The sequence below is a fragment of the Streptomyces sp. NPDC007917 genome (assembly GCF_042959105.1).
Lineage (GTDB): Bacteria > Actinomycetota > Actinomycetes > Streptomycetales > Streptomycetaceae > Streptomyces.
In genome coordinates this window covers 20,609-42,877 of record NZ_JBIBKK010000035.1, presented here as the reverse complement: position 1 = coordinate 42,877, position 22,269 = coordinate 20,609, and the positions used below count along the sequence as shown (strand labels likewise).

General features: G+C 67.9%; 15 protein-coding genes. 8 read left to right on the top strand and 7 right to left on the bottom strand.

Annotated features, from left to right (window positions below; translation table 11 throughout):
- Positions 1–26: 26 nt before the first annotated feature.
- Both ACFZDL_RS41560 and ACFZDL_RS41555 read right to left on the bottom strand, forming a co-directional pair.
- Positions 27–2,993, bottom strand: coding sequence for a glycoside hydrolase family 2 TIM barrel-domain containing protein (locus tag ACFZDL_RS41560; protein WP_353595697.1), 2,967 nt, complete (start codon positions 2,991–2,993; stop codon positions 27–29).
- Positions 2,994–3,100: 107 nt separating this feature from the next.
- Positions 3,101–4,099, bottom strand: a complete 999-nt coding sequence (locus tag ACFZDL_RS41555) for a LacI family DNA-binding transcriptional regulator (protein WP_353595696.1) — start codon at positions 4,097–4,099, stop codon at positions 3,101–3,103.
- 436 nt (positions 4,100–4,535) lie between these two features.
- Here ACFZDL_RS41555 and ACFZDL_RS41550 point away from each other — a divergent pair, with 436 nt between their 5' ends.
- Positions 4,536–7,343, top strand: a complete 2,808-nt coding sequence (locus ACFZDL_RS41550; RefSeq protein WP_353595695.1) for a DNRLRE domain-containing protein — start codon at positions 4,536–4,538, stop codon at positions 7,341–7,343.
- Between the two features lie 278 nt (positions 7,344–7,621).
- Positions 7,622–7,852 carry a hypothetical protein gene (locus tag ACFZDL_RS41545; protein WP_353595694.1) on the top strand — a complete coding sequence of 77 codons (231 nt, stop codon included), beginning with the start codon at positions 7,622–7,624 and terminating at the stop codon, positions 7,850–7,852.
- Between the two features lie 265 nt (positions 7,853–8,117).
- On the opposite strand, the gene ACFZDL_RS41540 is transcribed toward ACFZDL_RS41545, so the two are convergent.
- Positions 8,118–8,558 carry an alpha/beta hydrolase gene (locus ACFZDL_RS41540; RefSeq protein WP_353595751.1) on the bottom strand — a complete coding sequence of 147 codons (441 nt, stop codon included), beginning with the start codon at positions 8,556–8,558 and terminating at the stop codon, positions 8,118–8,120.
- A 32-nt stretch (positions 8,559–8,590) separates the two neighbouring features.
- Here ACFZDL_RS41540 and ACFZDL_RS41535 point away from each other — a divergent pair, with 32 nt between their 5' ends.
- Complete coding sequence (locus ACFZDL_RS41535) at positions 8,591–9,028, top strand: hypothetical protein (protein ID WP_353595693.1); 438 nt, start codon at positions 8,591–8,593, stop codon at positions 9,026–9,028.
- A gap of 131 nt (positions 9,029–9,159) precedes the next feature.
- Here ACFZDL_RS41535 and ACFZDL_RS41530 read toward each other — a convergent pair whose 3' ends face one another.
- The 4 genes from ACFZDL_RS41530 to hisD all read right to left on the bottom strand — a co-directional run bounded on the left by ACFZDL_RS41530 (position 9,160) and on the right by hisD (position 14,681).
- Complete coding sequence (locus tag ACFZDL_RS41530) at positions 9,160–10,947, bottom strand: thiamine pyrophosphate-binding protein (RefSeq protein WP_353595692.1); 1,788 nt, start codon at positions 10,945–10,947, stop codon at positions 9,160–9,162.
- A gap of 37 nt (positions 10,948–10,984) precedes the next feature.
- A complete protein-coding gene (locus ACFZDL_RS41525; RefSeq protein ID WP_353595691.1) occupies positions 10,985–11,653 on the bottom strand; it encodes a ThuA domain-containing protein in 669 nt (222 codons plus the stop codon).
- Positions 11,650–13,263: an amino acid permease gene (locus ACFZDL_RS41520; RefSeq protein WP_353595690.1), complete on the bottom strand. Its 1,614-nt coding sequence runs from the start codon at positions 13,261–13,263 to the stop codon at positions 11,650–11,652. The genes ACFZDL_RS41525 and ACFZDL_RS41520 overlap by 4 nt, the downstream gene beginning before the upstream one ends.
- An 89-nt stretch (positions 13,264–13,352) precedes the next feature.
- Positions 13,353–14,681 carry a histidinol dehydrogenase gene (gene hisD / locus ACFZDL_RS41515; protein ID WP_391193929.1) on the bottom strand — a complete coding sequence of 443 codons (1,329 nt, stop codon included), beginning with the start codon at positions 14,679–14,681 and terminating at the stop codon, positions 13,353–13,355.
- 125 nt (positions 14,682–14,806) lie between these two features.
- Between hisD and ACFZDL_RS41510 the strand changes: the two genes are divergently transcribed.
- The 5 genes from ACFZDL_RS41510 to ACFZDL_RS41490 all read left to right on the top strand — a co-directional run bounded on the left by ACFZDL_RS41510 (position 14,807) and on the right by ACFZDL_RS41490 (position 22,092).
- Positions 14,807–16,414 (top strand): PucR family transcriptional regulator, encoded by a 1,608-nt coding sequence (locus tag ACFZDL_RS41510; RefSeq protein WP_353595689.1) that lies wholly within the window; start codon positions 14,807–14,809, stop codon positions 16,412–16,414.
- 304 nt (positions 16,415–16,718) lie between these two features.
- Positions 16,719–17,480, top strand: coding sequence for a DeoR/GlpR family DNA-binding transcription regulator (locus ACFZDL_RS41505; protein ID WP_353595688.1), 762 nt, complete (start codon positions 16,719–16,721; stop codon positions 17,478–17,480).
- Positions 17,481–17,535: 55 nt separating this feature from the next.
- Positions 17,536–18,537 (top strand): glycoside hydrolase family 3 N-terminal domain-containing protein, encoded by a 1,002-nt coding sequence (locus ACFZDL_RS41500; RefSeq protein WP_353595687.1) that lies wholly within the window; start codon positions 17,536–17,538, stop codon positions 18,535–18,537.
- A gap of 337 nt (positions 18,538–18,874) precedes the next feature.
- Positions 18,875–20,452 (top strand): FAD-dependent oxidoreductase, encoded by a 1,578-nt coding sequence (locus ACFZDL_RS41495; RefSeq protein ID WP_353595686.1) that lies wholly within the window; start codon positions 18,875–18,877, stop codon positions 20,450–20,452.
- Between the two features lie 56 nt (positions 20,453–20,508).
- Positions 20,509–22,092, top strand: a complete 1,584-nt coding sequence (locus ACFZDL_RS41490; protein ID WP_353595685.1) for a GMC family oxidoreductase — start codon at positions 20,509–20,511, stop codon at positions 22,090–22,092.
- Positions 22,093–22,269: the final 177 nt, after the last annotated feature.

The following is a 22,269-nucleotide window of genomic DNA, read 5'->3' as shown; positions in this document are numbered from 1 at the left end:
GTCGGTGGGCGGGCGGCCAGGCCCGCCTACCGGCCGGTGCTGAACTCCACGCGGAACACCGTCGGGACCGCGGCCAGGACGTGCGATGCTGACGGACCCGGCCCGCAGGCCGCGCTGCCGAGGCCGTGGTGCGCGTGGTCGAGATGGAGATGGAGTCGGCCGTCGCCGACCAGGTCGTGCTGGTGGGCCGCGGCGGCCAGGGCTGCGGTGCTCCAAGGACGTACGGTCAGGTCGATGACCGGGTCGCCCGTGATGAGCAGGGTGCCGTCCGGGGTAGTGATCCGGGTGCGCCGGACTTGGTGGCGGTTGCCGTTCTCCTGCGGGCGGACATAGGGGGTCTGCATCGCCGAGACAGTCGACCGGTGGCGGCCTGTGCGAGCGGCGGTACGGGAGTCGCGGTACGCCTCGCCGGGACCGAGGCCGAACCACTCGACCTCGGCGTCGGTGCCGGGCAGCGACATCGCGATTCCCAGCCGGGGCAGCGGCACCGACCATGCGCCGTCAGGGGTGACGGCGCATTCCAGCCGGAGCCGGGCCTGGCCCGCGTCCGGTCCGTCGCAGGCCGTCCAGCGGTAGACCGTGCCGAGCGCGAAGGAGGACCCGACGGCGGCGAGCCGGGCGGTGACCGTGAGTCCTTGTGCGTCGGGCTCGACGCTCAGGACCTCATGGCGCATCCGGTTCAGTCCGGCGGCGAGCCAAGCGGTGATCTGCGGCTCGCCGGAGGCGTTGAGCAGGTCGTTGTCGATCGGGGCACGCCAGATGTCCAGCCTGGGCCCGTCGAGGTCCAGGTCGCCGAGCCGGATCAGCACTCCGCTGCGGGCGTCGAACCGCGCGGGGCCCAGGGTGATGTCCCCGTCGTGGGCGATCGCCGGCGCCGGCGTGACGGGGACGGGCGAGGCGGCCGGAGCCGCGACCAGCCCCTGGGCCCAGGCGATCTCGTGACCGGCCGCGGCCCAGGTCTCGTCGGCGGCGAGCACCGCGGTCACGGTCAGCCACACCTCGTCGCCGGAGCCGTTCTTGCGCACCGAATCGAACGCGGCGGCGAGGTCGGCGGGCCATTCGACGGTTGTCGTGGCGCCCGGTGCGGTCGCGGGCACGGTCAGGCCGCCGGAGCCGGCCGGCTCGCCGCCGTCCTCGACGGTCCACTGGAAGTCCAGGTAGCCGGTGTCGCGGACGTGGTGCAGGTTGTGCACGGCGATCCGCCGCGCCGCCGGGTCGACGTGGATCCGGACCGGTTCGATGACCTTCTTGTACTCGACCAGGCCCGGCGACGGCGTGCGGTCCGGGAAGAGCAGCCCGTCGGCGACGAAATTGCCGTCGTGGACCTCCTCTCCGAAGTCGCCGCCGTAGGCGTAGAACGAGTGGGGGGCGTCCTGTCCGGTGCGCCGGAGGATCCCGTGGTCGATCCACTCCCAGATGAATCCGCCGGCCAGGCGCGGGTGCGCGTCGATGACCTGCTGGTACTCGGACAAGCCGCCGGGGCCGGTGCCCATGGCGTGCCCGTACTCACACAGCACGGCCGGAAGGGCCCGGCGGTGGGCGTCGTCAATCGGATCAGCTGTCGGAGGTTCCTGGCCGCGCCCCACCGCGGCCAGCTCGTCCACACCGATGTACATGCGGGAGTACAGGTCGACGTACGCGCAGCTCGCGTAGTCGCCCTCGTAGTGGATCAGGCGGCTGTCGTCGCGCTGCCGTATCCACGCGGCCGCGGCGGCCAGGTTGGCTCCGGTGCCGGACTCGTTCCCCAGCGACCAGACGACGACCGAGGGGTGGTTCTTGTCGCGTTCCACCAGCCGCGCGGCCCGGTCCAGGTACGCCTCGCGCCACGCGGGGTCGTCGCTGGGATTGCGCCGCCAGCCGCCCGGCTCGAAGCCGTGCGTCTCGAGGTCGCCCTCGCAGAACACCCACAGCCCGTGCTCGTCGCACAGGTCCAGGAAACGGTGGTCGGGCGGGTAGTGGCTGGTGCGCACCGCGTTGATGTTGTACTGCTTCATCAGCAGCACGTCGGTCACCATGGCGTCCTCGGTCAGGGTGCGTCCCGTCAGAGGGTGCCATTCGTGGCGGTTGACGCCCCGTAGCGAGATCGGCCGGCCGTTGGCGGTCAGCACGCCGTCCACGACGGCCACCGTGCGGAAGCCGATGCGCAGCGCGATCCGCTCCCCGGCCTCGGAAACCAGTTCCCCCGAGTACAGGCGCGGCCGCTCGTCCGACCAGGGCTCAATGCGGTCGATCACGTGCGGGCCGGCCGGATCGGCGGCGGATATGCCGAGCTCGGGCACCGACAGGGACACGCGGGTCGGGGCGGTGACGTCTACGGACAGGGTGCCCCGGCCTGTGGTGTGGTCGTAGGCGGCGTGGACGAAGAAGTCCTCGACACCGCGGGCTGCCACGGACACCGACCGGAAGATCCCGGACAGCCACCACATGTCCTGGTCTTCCAGGTAGCTGCCGGACGACCACTGGTGCACGCGGACCGCGAGCACGTTCCGGCCGGGCCGCAGACTGCCGGAGACGTCGAACTCGGTCGTCAGCCGGCTGCCCTTGCCGTCGCCGAGCCGGATCCCGTTGAGCCACACCGCGAACGCGGAGTCGACGCCCTCGAACCGGAGCACGGAGGCCGCTGCCGGGAACCCGTCCGGAACGTCGAACTCCCGGCGGTACTCGCCGGTCGGGTTCTGCCGGGGCACCCGCGGCGGGTCGACCGGGAACGGGTAGAGGATGTTGGTATAGGCTGGGGCACCGTAGCGCGGCTCGTCGGGCAGGCCGGTCATCTGCCAGCAGGACGGCACGACGAGCAGGTCCCAGGCGGTGTCGTCGAAGTCCGGCGCGGCGAAGTCCCCGGTGAGGTCGTCCAGCCCTGTCGCCAGTCGGAATCTCCAGTCGCCGTCGAGCGCGATCGTGGGCAGGTCGGAAGCGAACGCGGCGCGCGGCCGCAGTCGTCCGGTGCCCGGCGACCGGTCTTCGACGTAGGCGTTGGGGTCGAGGTCTTTCATCAGTGGACGTGCCTTCTGTCGCGACTCGTAGCGGTGGCGGGAGGCCGGCCCGGCAGGAGCGTGCCGGCGGCTCATGGGGTGACGTGCAGGTGGAGCGGTGCCCGGTGCTATCCGGTCGCCCGGGGCGGGGCGCTGCTGTCCCGGATGGTCAGGGTCGGGCGCAGCAGCGTGAGAACGTTGGTCGGCGGCCGGCCGGAGTCGACGGCGCGCAGCAGCAGCTCGACGGCCTGCTGGGCCATCTCCCGCTTCGGGACGGTGACCGTGGTCAGCGCTGGTTGGATCCGACCGACCTGGGCGATGTCGTCGAAGCCGACGACGCTGACGTCGCTGGGGACCCGCCGCCCGGACCGGACCACCGCCTCGACGGCACCGAGGGCCAGGATGTCGTGGGTGGCGAAGATCGCCGTCAGTTCCGGATCCGCCTCCAGTGCCGCACAGCCCGCGTCGAAGCCGCCGGCGGCGTCGTCCCTGGTGCAGGGGAACACCTTGCGGTCGTCGATGGCCAGCCCGTGGTCGGCGAACGCCCGGCGCAACCCGACCACGCGCGGCTCGTGCGCGGGGAGATCGGCGATCACCGCGACGTTCCGGTGGCCGAGATCCCTCAGGTAGCGCCCGGCCAGGAACCCGGCGTGCTCGTAGTCGATGGACACCACCGGCAGCATGGTCGGCGGGTCCCCCTCCCAGGCGAACAGCGCGACCGGGAAGGCGGCCTCGACGAGCATCGGCAGCTGCTGTGAGACGCCGTTGTCGCAGGCGACCAGCAGTGCGTCCACCGAGCGCGCGGCGAGGTTCTCCAGGTGGGCCCGGGTGTAGTCGGGATCGTCGCGCGTCGTGGCGAGCAGCAGGTTGTATCCGTGGCCGACCAGGAGGTTCTCCACCTCCTCGACCACCTCCGAATAGAACGGGTTGGCCACCGACGGCACGAACAGCCCCACCGTCGACGTGCTGCCGGTGCGCAGCGAGCGCGCCACCAGGTTCGGCTTGTAGCCGAGTTCGGCGATCGCCTTGTTCACCTTCGCCAGGGTCTCCGGCCGCACCTTCTTGCCGGACACCACGTTGGAGACGGTCTGCTTGGTGACTCCCGCCCGAGCTGCCACCTCCGCCATTGTCACCACGTACGCCACGCCCCCTGAGACGTTTATCGATCCACGAAAGTGGCGTCAGCGTAGGGCGACTGTCGCAACAGGGCAAGGCTTCGCGCAGCGACCGTGATTCAGCCGTTACGAGGCACGGCGAGGGCGTCGCAGGTCACCGCTGTTTCCGCGACTTGATGTGCACGGAGCGTTGACGGTTCCGGAAATACGGCAGTAACGTCCCCGCAACGCCCGATCCCGTGGATCGGTCAATGCAGTGGAGCCACCCTGGGCCACCGCGCGAAACAACACTCGACCTCACCCGCGTCACCCGCTCGGTGCGTCGTGGTGGTCCCCTCGACCCCGACGGCCCCGACGGCCGCGGCATCGCGAATGCTCCGCGCCGTCTCCAGCAGACGGCGAGCGCCTGAACAGACCTGTAAAGGTCTCGTCCTGAGGAGAGACAGGCATGATCAGACCGGCCGGCGGCGACGCCGACCCGAACCCTGCCCCGGCGCGACGCAGCTCGCGCGTGAAGCGCTTCATCGCGGCCGCTGCCGGCGCCACCATTGCGGTGGCGAGCCTCATGCTCACCGGCGTCGTCCCCGCACACGCCGCCACCGCCGTCCACACGTACGCACCGACGGGAGTGGGAGGCGGTACGACGACGTCCCCGGACGTGGCGTCCACCAAGTACCAGGTGCAAGTCGCCGGCACGCCCGTCCAGGCTGTCCAGTACACCCAAAACGGCCACAACTTCGACATCGCACGCTTCGCGTCGGACTCCCGGACACCGACGATCACGGTCACGCTGCCCAGCACCACGATCGACACGGTGAACATCTATCCGGCCCGCTACTACCCGTCCAGCAGCGTCTCGGTGAGCGCGGACAAGCACACCCTGACGTTCCAGATGTCAGCCGACGCCGGGTTGAACCAAGCGATCGTGATGGTCAACGGCGACTCGACCAACGCCACGGGACAGCCCTACCTGGCGGTCGTCAACGACCCTCTGGAAGACCCGGCGCGGCGCCCGAACACCACGAGCGCACCGGACGGTTCCGGCGTCAACCTGCAGACCGGTGTCCTCAACTTCCAGGAGTTCGCCGCGAAGTACCTCGCGGCGCACCCGAACAGCGCGGCTCAGAAGGCTCCCGCCGCGACGACGAGCTCCATGGCCGGCAAGACCGTCAACGGCACCGCCATCCCCGCCGGTCAGAAAACCTCGGCCGGGAGCCTGGTGAGCGCGAGCAGCGTCAATGTGCGGTACCCGAATGTGCGGGTGATGGCCGCCAACGACGTCACGTACGCCCTGCAGGCCGCCATCGACACCATCAAAGCCAACCCCACGGCGCTCAACACGCTCTACTTCCCGAACGGCACGTACGTGTCGTCCGGTCTCTTGGTCAACGGTCTGGACGGCAGCAAGCTCAAGGGCGGCAAGCTGAAGATCTACACCGACGAAGGGGCCCTGCTGAAGAACCGCATCCAGGGGTACATGGAGGCGTTCGAGCCGGCGGTCGGGATCATCAACTCGAGCAACATCGAATTCGACGGCCGCGGCGTCTTCGACGGCAACGGCGTGGCGAACTACAACGCCCGCAGCATCGGTGACTCGCACGACGCCTACCGCAGCCAGCACCAGGGCGGCGTCATGGTCATGCACTCGTCGGACATCACGTTCAACGACACCTACGTGCGCGACGCGAAGCAGTGGAACTATGAGACCCACAGCGCCAGCAGGGTGACGTTCAACAACATCAAGGCCCTCACCCCGTACCGCCAGCCGTGGATCGACGGGACGGACTTCGCGAGCGGCCAGGACATCACCGCCAACGGCGTCTTCACCCTCGGCAACGACGACGCGTTCGCCTCCGGCCACTACAACCCCAGCGACGGATTCACCCCGTTGGCCTCCGGCGTGTGGAACAACTTCCAGCTCGGCACCTCCAGCGCCGACGTCCAGGGCTATGTCAACGCGGTCGGCGCCCACGACACCGTCGCCGACGAGCTCGGGTTCGACTCCTACCACTGGGACAACCAGGACTCGAAGAACATCTCGGTCAGCAACACGCTGAACTGGTCCGTCGGTGCTGGCAACTCGATCCGAATCGGATGGAATTCGTACGGATACCGGCTCAACAACTACACGTTCGACAACTTCAACTCCGTGTCGGCACCGGCCGGCGGCATCTTCACGCAGAACAGCCCCAAACCGTACCCGCGCATCTCGAGCATCGTGGTGAAGAACAGCTCGTTCGACACCTCCCGGTACACGTCGGGACCGATCAGGCTCAACGGCGGCAACGGATCCACCCAGACCATCACCGCCGACGAGCAGGCGAACTACGGGCTCGCCCCCAACCCCGACGGGTCGGGCACCACGTACACGTACGCCAAGACCCCGATCAGCACCTTCAAACTCGACAACGTGTGGTTCTCGCAGCAGAAGACGAACAGCAGCCCGTTGAACGGCGCCACGAACGTGACGCTGAACAACCTCCGCGTCGCTGGCCAGCTCGTCAGATACACCAGCCAGTTCCCGCTGACGACGAGCGGGATCGGCACGCTGACCACCACCTACACGGACGCGAACGGCCAGACCCAGAACGTCAAGGCCGGCGCCCTCACCAACGGCGACACCTGGGTGGGTGCGTGGACCGGCGACCAGACCAAGAACAACTCCGCGGACCTGACCCTCATCACCCGCAACACCGGGGTCGGCCTGATGGGCGAGCAGTACACCACAGGATCCGGAGACGGAAAGCTCTCCTACATCCAGTTCCCCCTCAGCGGCCTCACCAAGGCACCGAGCCAGGCGACACTCCATCTCACGTACGTCGGCCACCGCTATTCGTCGGTCCCGTCGACTGACACCGACCAACTCCTCGTGCAACCCGTCAGCGACACCACGTGCACCAGCGGCGGCACGTCCTGCCCGATCAACACGATGACCTGGCAGAACCGGCCGAGCTTCACCGCCACGACCTCCTCCGTCGCAAAGTCGGCCACCTTCACCCTCGGTTCGACCATCGTCCCCGAGGGCGGCGGGACCCACCAGAACAACGCCATCGACGGCCGCGACATCACCGTCGACATCACCTCCTTCGTCCAGAAGGCTTACGCGGCCAACCAGTCCACGCTCCTGCTCGCCGTCGGCAACGCGGGGGGCACGAACCACGAGCTGCGCTTCGTCAGCTCGGAAGGCGCCACCGGCTCCGGGAAGCTCACCAACGGGACCGCCGAGATGGCGCCCGGAGTGACCGTGACCCCGTAGACACTCGAGGCCGGTCCGTCCCCGCGGGGCGGGCCGGCCTCAGCCGTCCGGTTCTGCCGTCGACGACTGAGGCAGCCACCGCATGTCTGGCAAAGCGCTGTTGTTCACCACCGCACCCGCACCGGTGGCAGCCCTGTGCCCAGTTGTGCTCACCGTCCGACAACGGAGTCGACCCATGCCACTGCCCGACCTTCCGCTCAACCGTCGGCGTTTCCTCACCACGGCCGCCCTCGCCGCCGGTGCCACGGCCCTGCGCGGCTTCGTCTCTCTCGGGCGTCTTGGCCGCCATACTCAAGGCGCAGCGATCCCGTGACAACGAGGCACTTCTGGAGGCCGCCCAGCAGGGCACCTTCGACGATTTCGTTGTGGCGATCTGGCCTACTTACACCCGGCCGGAGCAGCTGTCGCGTGCTCACGGCTTCTTCTACGTCGTCGGACTGGCCGCGTACGGCCCCGAGGCTCAGAGGACCCTGTCTGCGAACGCGCTGACAAGCAGCCTCGACCATTAGTTGCTTTACCTTTCCACGTGCTGACCGAATGTTCGGTTTACGCGAAGGGAGGGCTGCTCGTCATAGCTGCGGGGGGCAGTATGCGCGACGAGGACCGTGCTTCGCGACTGCTCGGAATGGACATGCTGGACGTGGGTGAGGCCAGAGCACAACCACGACCGCCTCACCACATAGGGCACGGTCCCACCAACCCACCCCCAGCACACCAGCTCCCACACCACCCCACACACCCACTACCCCCGCCTCAGCGACACCGCAGCTCGGATCAGCTTGCGGAATCCTCTTCGTCGGGCTGCAGCATCGCCGAGATTGCCGCGGCCACTTCCTCGGGATGTGACAGTGGCGAGAGATGACTGCTGGGGAGCTCGGTGACGACGGCTCTGGCGCGTGTGGCGAACCATCGCTGCAGTCGGGGATCGAGGATTCGGTCGTGGGCGGAGAGGACGTAGCCGCAGGGGAGGTCGTGCCAGGCGCCTGTAGAGGCCGGGGCCGCCAGGCAGGCTCCATGGGTCGGCTTCTGCACGGCGGCGAGGCTCCGGGCAAGGCGGGGCGGCAGGTCGTGGGCGAGTGCGTCACCGAACAGCTCCGGGTCCACGTGGGACCAGCCGTCCGCAGCGAACCGCAAGGCCGCGCGGCCTGGCATCTCGGCGCCCTTGTCGCTCAGCATGCCGATGGTCTCGCCCTCATCAGGCACGTAGGCGGCCACGAAGACCAAGGAGTTGACCTTGGGATGCTCGAGTGCCGCGAGCCACTCTGGAGGGCCTGACCCCGCTGCTGCTGTTCACCCCGGTCGAGGTGGTCCAAGCTGTGCTGCCGGAGTGGAGCGAGCGCGGCGAGGGTGCCTTCCTGCTGGCTCAGGGCTACTCAGCGGCGCAGCCGATGCCCCACCTCAGCGGCCTGGGCCCGGTGATGTCCGCCACCCGTAACTACCTGTACTCCCTCAACGCCGAGCCGGCTGACACGGGTATCTACGTCGGCGCCCTGACCATCGCGTCCCTGATCGCCCGCAGCGAGGTGTCCGCCGCGGCCCAGGCCGCCTTCGAGTCGGCCGACGGTCCGCAGTTCCCGGTCGTCGACCCCGACGACCTCGCAGAGCACTACTGGAACATGTACACCAAGCGCGACCGCGTCGAGCAGTTCCACCCCGAGTCGCTGACTCCGCAGGCCACGGCATAGCGCCTGTGACGCTGAGCAGGACGCCCAGCCCGCGACGCCTGCCTGGGAACGTCCTCGCTGGCCGAAGTGCTTGTGCGCGCGGAATCCCGCGACCGCTGAGGACGCAGCGGCCGCGGGTTCGGAAGGGATGCTCAGAGGTGCTGCTCGGTGGACCGAGTGCGCTGGTACTCCTCCTGCCGTTCGTCCGTGATGTACGCCGGAACCGGGAAGTCCCACCAGCCGGGCACCCAGGGACCGGCGGCGTCGCGGTCTGTCGGGATCTCCACCAGCGCGGGCTCGCCCGACTGGACGGCCTTGCGCAGCGTCCCCTCCAGGGAGTCGGCGTCCGACACCTTCCACGATTCGATGCCGTAGGACCGGCCCATGGCGGCAAAGTCGGGGCTGTACGGCGTGCCGTCGGGATAGGAGAACTCGGTACCGATGTGCCGGGAGGTCTGCTTGCGCTGGCCGCCGCGGATCGACATGTAGCCCGCGTTGTTCTGGACGACGAAGACCACCGGTGCGCCGGTGGTGACACTCAGGGCAATCTCCTGCGCGGTCATGAGGAAGTCACCATCGCCCAGGACGCACACCACGGGACGGTCGGGCCGGCCCAGCTTGGCGCCGACCGCCGCCGGGACGGCCCAGCCCATGGAGGAGAAGCCGCCCGAGGTGAGGTGGGTACGCGGGGAGTACACCGGGAAGGTCTGCTTGACCGCGCCCTGGGTGTTGCCCGAGCCGGCGACGATGATCGCGTCGCGGGGAAGAACGGAGCGCAGGGCGCCGAGCGGGCGCTGCGAGGTGAAGGGGAAGCGGTCGCTGTCGCGGCGGCCGGCGAGCTTCTCCTCCCACTGCCGCTTGAGGGTGGCCAGCTCGGCGAGGTATTCGGAGCGGTCGCTGCCCTGCTGGGGCAGGGCGTCGACGATCGCGGCCACGGTCCGCTGTGCGTCGGCGACGATGCCCACCTCGGCGGGGTAGTTCTTGCCGATCTCATGGGGGTCGATGTCGATGTGGATGAGCTTTGCCGGCGGAATGGAGAAGCTGACGCCCTTGGCGTAGCTGGAGGCCGACCAGTCGGTGAAGCGGCAGCCGACGGAGATGACGACATCGGCGGAGCTGGCGATCGCGTTGCCGACGATCGTGCCGGTCTGTCCGACGCTGCCGGCGAACAGCGTGTGGTCCTCGGGGAAGGCACTCTTGCCGTTCCAGGTGGTCACGACTGGAATCTGCCAGCGCTCGGCCAGGGCCAGGACCTGGTCGGAGGCGTCGGAGGTGATGGCGCCACCGCCGACGACGATGACCGGCCGGGTGGCCCCGCGGAGCACGTCGACGGCGCGGTCCACCGCCTCGGGGTCGGGGTGCGGGCGGCCGACGGGCATGCGCCGGGCCAGGTCGTGGAGGTCGACGTCCGCGGCCTCGGCCTGTACGTCCATGGGCACTTCGAGGTGCACGGGCCCGGGGCGGCCGGTCAGCATGGAGTTGAAACAGCGGTGCAGGACGAAGGGGAGTTCCTCGACGCGGGTGACGACCCAGTGGCGCTTGCTGACGGCCTCGGCGACCTTGGGGAAGTCGTTGGCCGTGTAGCGGTCGAGCTCCTGGAGCAGGCCGTGGCCGCGCATATGGGTGGGCGGGCCGCCGGTGATGACGAGGACGCTGGTGGAGTCGGTGAAAGCGGTGCCCATGCCGATGACGGTGTTGCTGGCGCCCGCGCCGATGGACGTCACGGCGGCCTGGGGGCGGCCGGTGACGCGGTAGTAGCCGTCGGCGAGGTGGACGGCGCTCTGCTCATGGAAGGTCTGGATGAACGGGATCTTGGATTCGTCGTCCAGGAAGGCGTCGGTCAGTGACCAGATGCCGTGGCCGGGAATGCCGGCCACGTAGTCGACGCCGTAGTTGCGCAGGGTCCGCGCGACAATCTGGCCTCCGGTGAGGACGGGCATGTGGTTGCTCCCACTCAGCTTGGTTCGGTTGGTGCGGTCACTGGCCCCGGCGGGCGGCCCAGGCGAAACCCTGGGCGCACAGCCGGGTCACATCGGGGTTCTGCAGGTCGTCGAGGTCGTGTCCGACCGCGCTGTAGAAGATCCGGCCCCGTCCCCAGGTCCGGGTCCATGCCTGGGGGATGGTCTTCCCCTCCAGCCAGGACAGGTGCTCACCGGTGAAGCTGGTCTGCGCCAGGACGTGGTTATTGGGGTCGACCGACATGTAGTACTGCTCGGACGCCACGCGGAAGTCGCCAACTCCCGCGGTGATCTCGTGGCCGGTGTCGGTGATGGAGACCTGGTAGGGGTACTTCACCCCTTCTCCGGCCGGGTGCTCCAGGAAGCTCCCCCCGATCAGCCAGTGGTACTTCAGGCTCGTACGGAACGCCGCCGCGGCACCGTGCCAGGCGGCGATCCCGGTGCCGGCCTCCACTGCCTCGAGGAGACTCGTCTCCTGGGCGGCGGTGAGCCCCTCGGACAGCAGCGCGTTGTTCCAGTTGAGTGCGATCAGGTCATAGCCGGTGAGATCGGCGTCCAGCGCGAAGATGTCATTGGTCTGATCGACCTCGAACCCCAGATCCCTGAAGATCGGGAGCGCCCATTCCTCGGCGACCTGATAGGGCTTGTGTCCCGGCCAGCCACCGTAGAGATACAGAACGCGGGTCATACGCTCTTCCCTTCTGCCATCGATGTGATGCCTGCGGCGCGGTTGCGCAGGCGTTCCGCCACCTCCAGCGCGTCTCCTTCCGGCGCGGTGGACTTCCGCTCGGGTTTCGCCGCCAGTAGGTACACCAGTCCCACCGCCGAGACGATGAGGAAACCGATCAATGCGATCCACCGGTCCACGAACGGGGTGTCCGCGTCGCCGGTGGGGAGGGCCAGCAGGACCATCGCCAGGACGCCGTAGACAAGGGCCGCCGCATTGACCGTGAGTCCCCAGCGGCCGAGGGTCCACGCCCCGGCGGGGCGCCAACCCCGGAGCCGCATCCGCAGTGCCGCCAGCACGACCATTTGGAAGGCCGCGTATCCGGCCAGCACCTGGAAAGCCGCGATCTTCACGAGGGAGTCGGGGGAATAGTAGACGAAGACGAACAGCAGGAGCGGCGCGATGTTCACCGCCACCAGCGAGTTCAGCGGGACACGGTGCCGGCGGGAAACCTTCGAGAAGAGGTGGGCGCCGGGGAACATGTCGTCGCGGGCGAAGGAGAACACGATACGGCTCGCTGCGGCCTGCTGGCTCATCACGCCGGCGAGGAAGGAGGTGAGGGTTACGACCAGCACCAGCTTGGTGCCGACGGTCCCGATCGAACTCTGCAGGATCGCGGGGATGGGGTTGGCGTCCTTCCCCGCGAGGATCGACGGCAGGTCCGGTGCGGCGAGCGCGTAGCCGGCGAACGCGAAGATCGCCGCCAGCCCTCCGACGACCACGGTCAGCTGCATGGCGCGGGGGATGCTGCGCGCGGGGTCAGGCACCTCCTCGGCGACCTCGCCGCATGCCTCGAATCCGTAGTAGAGGAAGAGGCCGACGAGCGATGCGGCCATGAACGCCCCGAAGTAGCTCCCACTGTGGTCGATACCGCCGCTGTCGAAGAACATCGAAAGGGAGTTGTGCCGCTCGAAGGCGAGCAGGTAGAGGCCCACGAGGATGATGCCGATCAGTTCCGCGGCGAGACCGATCTTCGAGATCAGGGCCAGTGTCCGGGTGCCGAAGCTGTTGAACACCAGACAGACGGCCGTGATGGCGACCGCGATGAGCAGACGCTGGCCGGGCGTCGAGGTGACCCCCGGCCGGTCGGCGGTGCCGGCGAAGAGACTGGCCACGAAGTCGGAGCTGAACAGCGCCGTGCTAGTGATGCCGATGGTGATGCAGCATATGTAGGTCCACGCGGTGAACCAGGCGTAGCGCCCGTTCCACAGCCGCCGGACCCACTGGTAGAGGCCGCCGGCGAGCGGGAACTGCGAGACGACCTCGCCGAAGACCAGGGCCACCAGGAACTGCCCGAGGCCGACGATGGCTATCCAGAAGATGGACGGTCCGCCGGCGGTGGACAGTCCGACCGCGAAGAGGGAGACGACCCCCACGAGGGGCGAGAGATAGACGAAGCCGAGGGCGAAGTTCGCCCACGTGCTGACCTTGCGGTCGAACCGCTGCTCGTAGCCCAACGCGGCGAGCAGCTCGGCGTCCTCGGCTGATGAGGTCGGGCCGGCGGTCCCGCCCGTGGAGCCGGCAAGGGCGGTATTCGGTACCGTCCGTGCCCCGTTCTCGGTAGCTGACATGACGTACTCCGGGGGTTGAAGTGGTGGTACTGCTTCTTGTGCCTCACCGCGGGTGCGGTCCGGGGTAAGCGCTCATCCACCGGCACTGGTCAGGCCCGGCCGAAGGTGTGATCGGTCCAGTCCAGCCGGGCTGACCCGTAGCGTGCGCTGCGGACGTCTCCCGAGCGCGCGTGGCCCTCGAAGTTCTCGATCCGGGAGGCCCTGCCGCAGACCTCGCCGAGTTCGGCACTGGAGGTGGCGTCCTGGATCTCCTGGTACGTCACGGTCTTGAGGTACTTGCCGACCCAGAGGCCACCGGTATAGCGGGCCGCCCCCAGCGTCGGCAGCACGTGATTGGTGCCGATGACCTTGTCGCCGTACGCGACGCACGTCTTGTCCCCGAGGAACAGCGCGCCGTAGTTCCGCATCCGGTGCAGGGCCTCACGCGGCTCGGCCGTGAGGATCTGCACATGCTCGCTCGCGTACTGGTCGGCGAGTTCGTAAGCGGCGTCGAGGTCGGGGACCACGATCACCTCGCCCCGGTCGCGCCACGCCCGTCCGGCGACTTCGCCCGTGGGCAGGCCCGGCAGCAGTTCCTCCACGCACGCGATCGTCCGCGTGGCCACCTCTTCCGAGGTGGTGATCAGCACCGCTGGTGAGTCCGGTCCGTGCTCGGCCTGCGACAGCAGATCGGTCGCCACCACGAACGGGTCGGCGGTCTCGTCGGCGACGATCAGTACTTCCGTCGGGCCGGCGAACAGGTCGATGCCGACCTCGCCGAAGAGCTGCCGCTTGGCCTCCGCCACATAGGCGTTGCCCGGTCCGGCGAGCATGTCGACGGCGGAGATCGTCTCGGTGCCCAGTGCGAGGGCCGCCACCGCCTGGACGCCACCCATGACGTAGATCTCGTCGGCGCCGGCCAGGTGCATCGCGGCGATGCTCACGGGGGGTGGCGTACCGCGGTCCGGCGGGGTCGTCGCCGCGACCCTTCCCACTCCTGCGACCTTGGCCGTCAGGACGGTCATATGGGCCGACGCGGTCAGCGGGTACCGGCCTCCGGGAACGTACGCGCCGGCCGCGCTGATGGGAATGTTGCGCTGTCCCAGGAACACTCCGGGCAGGGTCTCCACCTCGAAGTCGGTGAGGGAGTCCCGCTGCGCCTGTGCGAAGCCGCGGACCTGGCGCTGGACGAAGCGCAGATCGTCGAGGACGGTCCCGGGGACAGAGGAGACCACGGAAGCGATCCGGTCGGGGCCGAGCCGGAACGACTCCGGGCTCCACCCGTCGAACTTCTGCGACCATCGACGCACGGCCGTGTCGCCGTTCTGTCGTACGTCGGCGATGACCTCGGCGACGATGTCGACGATTTCCGGACGGCTCGTGGTCCGCGACGCTTCTACCGTGTCGGGACCCTTCACGATCTTGCTCGTGGTGGACACTCCGCACTCCTTGCAGATAGATGTGCCTGCGGGCTTGACCTGAAGTCTGGGTAAACAACAGGCTGTGACGACAGGCACAATCTGTGCCACGTTGAGCATGAAACTTGCACATACTGAGGCAGTACATGACTGAAGTCCTGACCATTCGCGCCGCGCTGGAACTCGAGGTGTTCAGTCGCACCAAGGTGCGCGTCTATGCCGGAGAGAAGAATCTGGACCGCCCTGTGCGCTGGGTGCACACCGGAGAGATCCCGGATATTCATCGCTTTCTCACCGGGGAAGAAATGCTGTTGACCGCAGGACTCGGCATGGGAGCCACAGCCACCCAGCAGCGCGCCTTCATTCAGCGTCTCGCGGATGCCCGCGCCGCCGTTCTGGTCGTCGAGCTCGCCGGCCGCATGTTCGACTCAATGCCCGTGGCCGCCATCGAGGAGGCCGAGGCCGTCGGCCTCCCCCTTGTCGGCCTGGCCGACGAGATCCCCTTCGTGGAGACCTCAGCCCAGGTCCACGAAGTGCTGGTCCAAATGCGCATCAAACAGTTGACCGCCGAAGAGGCCACCAGCCAGGCGTTCATGGATCTGCTGCTCGCCGACGAGGACTATGTCGGAGTGGTCCGAGAACTGGCTCGCCGCACCGGGCACGCCGTGGTGCTGGAAGACGCGGCCCACCAGATGCTCGCCTACGGAGGCGCCGATCCGGAGGCTGATGAGGCTGTGACCCAGTGGAGTGCGCACTCCCGGGCCATTCATGAACGCCATCACTCCCTCACGGCCCAGCTGCCCGCGGTTCCCACCGCCCCAGCGGCATCGTTCCGTGATGTCGTGCCCTGCGCACGCCAGCCGGTGATCCTCCGTGGCGAGGCGTGGGGCTGGCTTCACCTTCTGCACGGCACAGTACCGCCGAGTCCAACCGAGCTTCGTACGCTGGAACGGGCAGCCACAGCAGTAGCGATCACCCTGCTGAGCGAAAGAGAGCATGGGGCCCGCTCGGCCCACCGCCAGACAGCCCTGCTGAGCCGGCTCCTTCTCGGCGACATCACCGGAGAGAAATTCGTCAGCCTCGCCTTGGCGCTCGGGCTGGACCTCCGTGGGCGTGATCTGATCGTCGTCACGGCGTGTGCAGGGGACAGCAAACACTTCAAAGGTCACACCCTGACTCGCCTTCTGCACGATGCCGGGTGGCCCGCTGTCGTCGGCGATACCGGAGATTTCGACACGGCGGTCGTGGGCCTTTCCGCTGACAGTGATATCACCCACATACAGACCACATTGATTGACCACGACGTCAGGGGCGGCATCAGCCGTATCGTGCCACCGGCGGCACTGCCACTGGCACTACGGCAGAGTCGCAGCGCGGCCTCCGTGGCGGCAGCCGCCGCGGCGCCAGAAGTTCGTCGCTTCGATGACCTGGGAGCGCTCCGTCTGCTGGTGGCACTCGCCGAGGGGCCCGAACTCACACGCTACGTCGAGGACGAACTGGGACCGCTGCTCGAGCACGACGCCCTGGTGAAGAGCCCGCTTCTGCCGACCCTACGGGCCTTCCTGGACTGCGGCGGTAACAAAGTGCGGGCAGCGGATGCTCTCTTCGTCCAGCGGCGAACGCTCTACCACCGCCTCAACAGACTCTCCAAGATCCTCGGGATGGACCTCACCCGAGTCGACAACCAGCAGCGATTGCAACTCGCCGTACGAGGACACGATCTGCTGCGCAAACCGGCCCTCCGACGTACCTGAGGCCGGGCCGCTCAGGCTGTACCGGTCGGTAGCCAGGTGTGGATGGCCGCTGCCAGCTCTCGGGCACGGAACCGCACATAAGCGACCACGCGACCAGGCGCCCTGGCGCGATGACCCCGAAGGGGTCGAACAGCACGATGCGTCGGTTGGTGGGCATGTCGGTGGGCATAAGGGTTCCCCCACGTTGTGGCGGTTTTCGTTTGTGACCCGGGGCGCCAACCACCCGTAACGAACAACTTATGTGTTCGGAAATACTTGTTCCGAACAGCTTGTATGTTCAATACGGGGAGTGTTTAATCGCGACATGAGCAACGCAGGCCGTCACCGGCTGATCGCCCAGGCCGTCAAGGAGTCGGGCAGTGCCACCGTCCAGGAACTCGCCGAGCTGACCGGTTCATCGGAGATGACCATCCGGCGCGACCTCGACACTCTGGCCGCGCAAGGCGCCCTCGAACGCATCCGCGGCGGGGCGCGCACCCTGCTGCTCAGGGGCGAGGAGCCGCCTTTCGCGCTGCGCGCCCACGAGGCCATCGACGCCAAGCGCCGGATCGCAGCCGAGGTGTCCTCGCTCATCGGCGACGGGGAGACCGTCCTCCTCGACAGCGGCACCACCTGCCTGGAGGTCGCCCGCCTGCTGTGTGGACGGCAGATCACCGTGATGCCCCTGTCATTGCAGGCCATCCACGCACTCAGCAGTTCTCCGAGTCCGACCACGCTGCTGGTGCCGGGCGGACGGCCCCGCGCCGCGGAAGGCGCCCTGACCGGCCCCCTCACGCTGGCCTCCCTGTCGGCACTGCGCTTCGACACCGCGGTCGTCGGCTGCTGCGGCCTGAGCGCAACAGAGGGCCTGACCGCCTACGACCTCGACGACGCGGCAGTGAAGAAAGCGGTCATCGCCTCCACGCGCCGCATCATCGCCGCCGCTGACGGCAGCAAGCTCGGCCACACCGCCCACGCCTACGTCGGCCCCGCCACCCTCCTGCACACCCTCGTCACCGACACCACGGCGCCCGCCGACGAAGTAGCCGCGCTCGAAGACACCGGCACTGTCGTCAAAACCGCCTGACGAGGCCCCTGCGCGGCGCGCACCGCACCGCGAACCCAAGAAGGACTCGCCTATCATGACCACCACCATCGGGCAGGACGCTCACGCCGTGCTGCTGCCCGCACTCGACGGATTCACCGTCCCTGACTCCTTGGCCTCACTGCTCGCCTCCGGCTGCCGCTCCGTGATCATGGGCGAATCCCGCACCGAGTACGCCGCTCGTGTCATGACCGAAGAGCGACAGACGACCGAGACCTCGCAGCAGTTCATCGACTTCACCGCGCGTCTGCGCGCCATCGCGGGGGCGAGTGTGCTCGTCGCCGTCGACCAGGAGCCCTGGGGGATCAAGCGGCTGCACCGCCTCGTCCCCGGCCTGCCCGTCTTCGGACCGGACACCGACCCGGCAGAGGTGGAGCGTGCCGCCCACGAACTCGGCCGCGCCGCACTACGGTTGGGCGTCAACACTTTTTTGTCTCCTGTGTGCGACCGCCTCATAGGAGACAACCCCTGGCTGCGAGGACGCACCCTGGACCTTCCTGGCGCCCGCATCGGAGAACTGGCGGCAGCCTTCGTCACCGGCGTGCAGCGCGCAGGTGTCACAGCCGTCACCAAGCACTTCCCCGGCTTCCCAGAGGTCACCGCGGATCCCGCCCTGGAGGTGGCGCACGTTCCCGAGGGCCGCTGGACCGAAAGCGCACTCATCCCGTTCGCCGCCTGCGTCCAAGCCGGCACACAAGCCGTCATGATGGGCCCCACCCCTGTCGCCGGACTCGACGGCGATGAACCCGCCCTCACCTCCCCCACCGCGGTTACGCTCCTTCGCGAGCTCGGCTTCGACGGCCTGATCGTCAGCGACGACCTCGATGCCCCCGCCACCCTGCGCGGACGCTCTGCCCCCCAGACCGCGGTGGCCGCCATCCGCGCCGGTGTACACCTCCTGCTCGCCCCTGAGGACGGACACCTCGGCGACGTTACCGCTGCTCTGATCAAGACCGCCGAAGGCGACACCGCCTTCGCCCGCACCCTTCACAGCGCGGCCGAACGCGTCCGCGCCCTGGCTGAAAGCACCGGAACCTGACGGTCACACGCGATCCGGCCCAAGAGCGGCTCCGGATCGTGAGGGCCAGGCCAACAGTGGTGAGCGCTATGTCCCCTCCATGGCTGCGGCTGCTGTCCATGGCTGCCGTGCCCATACTGTGCGATTCGAAGACCGGATATTGCTCACCTTGTGCATATTCCTGCGCGCCCATGGCTGCTTAGTCTCTGTCTCGCCAGGAACCGCTCCAGTGATGCCTTTCTCCACCTCGCTCCGAGCCCGGCAGAGCCAGAGCCCCATCTGGCCCAGCCCCATTTGCGTCCAAACCCCGTAACCCATGACCCCGGCCCGGCAAGCCCGGCTGCCACGGGAGGCAGATATGACGACCATCGCGGAAAACTACGACTACGTGGTCGTAGGTGCCGGTTCGGCAGGCTGCGCGCTCGCAGCTCGGCTGTCGGAGAACCCGGATGTCACCGTGGCCCTCATCGAAGCGGGGCCCCCTGCCCAGGGCCGCCTTTTCGAGATCCCGGCACTGTTCTCGCAGCAGCTCAAGACGGCATACGACTGGGATTTCGAGACCGAGCCCGAACCCCAGCTCGGCGGACGCCGTGCCTACCTGCCGCGCGGGCGGGTGGTAGGCGGCACAAGCTCGATGAACACGATGCTCTACGTCCGCGGCCACCGTTACGACTACGACACCTGGGAGCGACTGGGCAACCCAGGCTGGGGCTACGCCGACGTGCTGCCCTTCTTCAAGAAGTCCGAGGACAACCAGCGAGGGGCCGACGACTTCCACGCCGTGGGCGGCCCCCTCACGGTCAGCGATCCCATCTCCGTCCACCCGTTGCTGACGGCTTGGGTGGAAGCGGCCCAGGACGCGGGCCACGAGCCGAATCCGGACTTCAACGGGGCGGAGCAGGAAGGCGTCGGATATCACCAGGTCACACAGCGCAACGGCCTGCGTTGCAGCAGCGCCGTGGCGTTCCTGGAACCGGCGGCCGACCGCCGGAACCTCACCGTGCTGTCATCGACGATCGCCCTGCGCGTCCGCTTCGACGGTGCCCGTGCCGAAGCCCTGGAAGTCGATCACCTGGGTTCCGTCCGTACGATCCGGATCAACCGCGAGATCGTATTGTCCCTGGGCGCCTACAACACACCGCACCTTCTGCTTCAGTCCGGTGTCGGGCCGGCGGACGAACTCACCGCAGGCGGTGTTCCTCCCGTTCTCGACCTGCCGGACGTCGGCCGGAACATGCAGGATCACGCCGGCTGCTTCATCAGCTTCTTCAGTCACACCGAACCCGTCCTCGGGCCGGACACGTCGCAAGAGGAACAGCTTCTGCGTGAGCGAGGCGCCGGGCCGATGGCGTGGAACGAGGTCGGCGGTTTCTTCAAGTCCAGTGATGACCTCCCGGCCCCTGATATCCAGGTGCATGCCGCGCTGGGTATCGTCCGCGACGAGGGTCTCGCCGCACCGCTCGAGCCCGGAATTTCGTTCGGTCCCTATGTCGCTCGGCCGGCCAGTCGAGGGTCGGTACGCCTGCGGCATTCACATCCTTACGCCAAGCCACGTATTTACCATAACTATCTCGATGACGTCGACGACCGCCGACGACTTCGGGAAGGCATCCGCCTGTGCATGCGGATCGCGAGTGAATCGCGACTTACCGACCTCCTGGAGTCGGACCTGCGAGCGGCCGCTGACGCCGGGCTCGCCCCCGTGTCGGATCGGGATCAGGACATCGACGCATACATTCGTGCGCAGTCCTTTTCTTTCTACCACCCGTCAGGAACCTGCATGATGGGGAAGGTTGTGGACCCCGAGCTCCGCGTCTTCGGGCTGGAAAATGTCCGGGTGGCGGACACTTCGATCATGCCGACATTGGTGACGGGAAACACGAATGCGCCGGCCATCATGATCGGAGAAAAAGCCGCTGCATTCATTCAGTCGTAATCGGCGACCTGTCGTCCGCCCGTCGATCGAGCATGAGAGTGCCAGAAGGAAGCTCAATGGTTAACCCGATCCCCCAGGACTACACGCCCACGGGGCTGCATCCCGACTCCCTGATAAGCGCCGGAGCCGCAGATGAAATCGACACGGATGTTCTGATCATCGGCTCCGGCATGGGCGGCGCAACGCTGGCCTGGGCCCTCAAGGACTCCGGTCATCGGGTCCTGGTCGTCGAGCGCGGCACTTTCCTCCCCCGCGAGCCCGAGAACTCACGGCCGGCCGAGATGTACATCAAGGGCCGGTACAAAAACGCCGGTCACTGGTACGACGGCAGCACGGGAAGGCCGTTCGCGCCGGGGGTCTACTACTGGGTCGGCGGCAATACCCGCTTCTACGGCGCCATGCTGCCCCGCTTCCGGCACAGCGACTTCACCGAGGTGGCACACTACGACGGTGTCTCGCGGGCCTGGCCGTTCACGTACGAGGACCTGGAGCCCTTCTACACCACCATGGAGCAGTTGCTCCAGGTGCATGGGCAGACCGGTGAGGATCCGACCGAGCCCCCGCACTCACAGCCCTATCCCTACCCGGCGCTCAAGCACGAACCGGTGATCGAAAGGTTCGCCGGGTCGCTGCGCGAGCAGGGGCTGCACCCGTTCCACACCCCGAACGCGCTGAATGTGACCACTCAGGACGACCGTGCCGCAGTGACCACCGCGGACGGTTGTCCGGATGAGACCGGGATGAAGTCCGACGCGGAGAACAGGATTCTGCTGCCCGCGCTGAACGACGGCGTGAAGATCATGACGGGAACGGAGATCACCCGGTTGATCACCGCCCCGGACGGCCGCAAGGTCGTCGCGGCCGAGGCGCGGCACGCGGGCCGTACCCTCCGCATCAACGCCAAGAGCTTTGCCGTGGCCGGCGGCGCGGTCAACTCGGCGGCGCTGCTGCTGCGTTCGGCCAACGACGCGCATCCGAAGGGGCTCGGCAACTCGTCGCTGCTGTTGGGCCGTAACTACATGGTGCACAACAGCACGTTCTTCGTAGGCGTCAATCCGCTGCGCCCCAACCCCACGAAGTGGCAGAAGACGCTCGGGCTCAACGATTTCTACGAGGCGGGCCCGGGAACGCCGTATCCGCTCGGCAATCTCCAGATGCTGGGCAAGCTCCAGGCCCCGATGCTCAAGCCCGCCCGTCCGTGGGCACCGATGTGGGCCCTGGCGTTCATGTCGGGCAGGAGCATCGACATCTACCTGACGACCGAGGATCTCCCCTCGCGCGAGAACCGGGTCCGGGTGGAGGGCGACCGGATCCTCATCGACTGGAAGCCGAACAACCTCTGGCCCCACCACGAACTCGTGCGCCGGGTCACCAGGATGGTCCGCAAGGCGGGCTACCCGCTGATCTTCACCCAGCGCATGGGCATCGAGACGAACTCGCACATGTGCGGCACTGCGGTAGCGGGGCACGATCCCGCGCAGAGCGTCCTCGATCCCTCCTGCCGCAGCCACGACGTCGAGAATCTCTGGGTGGCCGATGCCTCGTTCTTCCCGTCGTCGGCCGCGCTCAATCCGGCCCTGACGATCGGCGCCAACGCACTGCGCATCGCTCCATCCATCGCACAGGCCACCAAGAGCTGACCCAGCGCGGGACGACCGGGGGCGTGTCAACTCAACCGCCCTGTCTCGCATTCGGCCATGACGGAGGGTGAGGGGGTCGTTGACATCATGTGTGCGAATCGTGGTGCGGGCGCCGCACGCGGACCACCACCCGGCCGGCGTCAGGCCGGGGACAGATCCTCGAACAGTTGGCGGCGC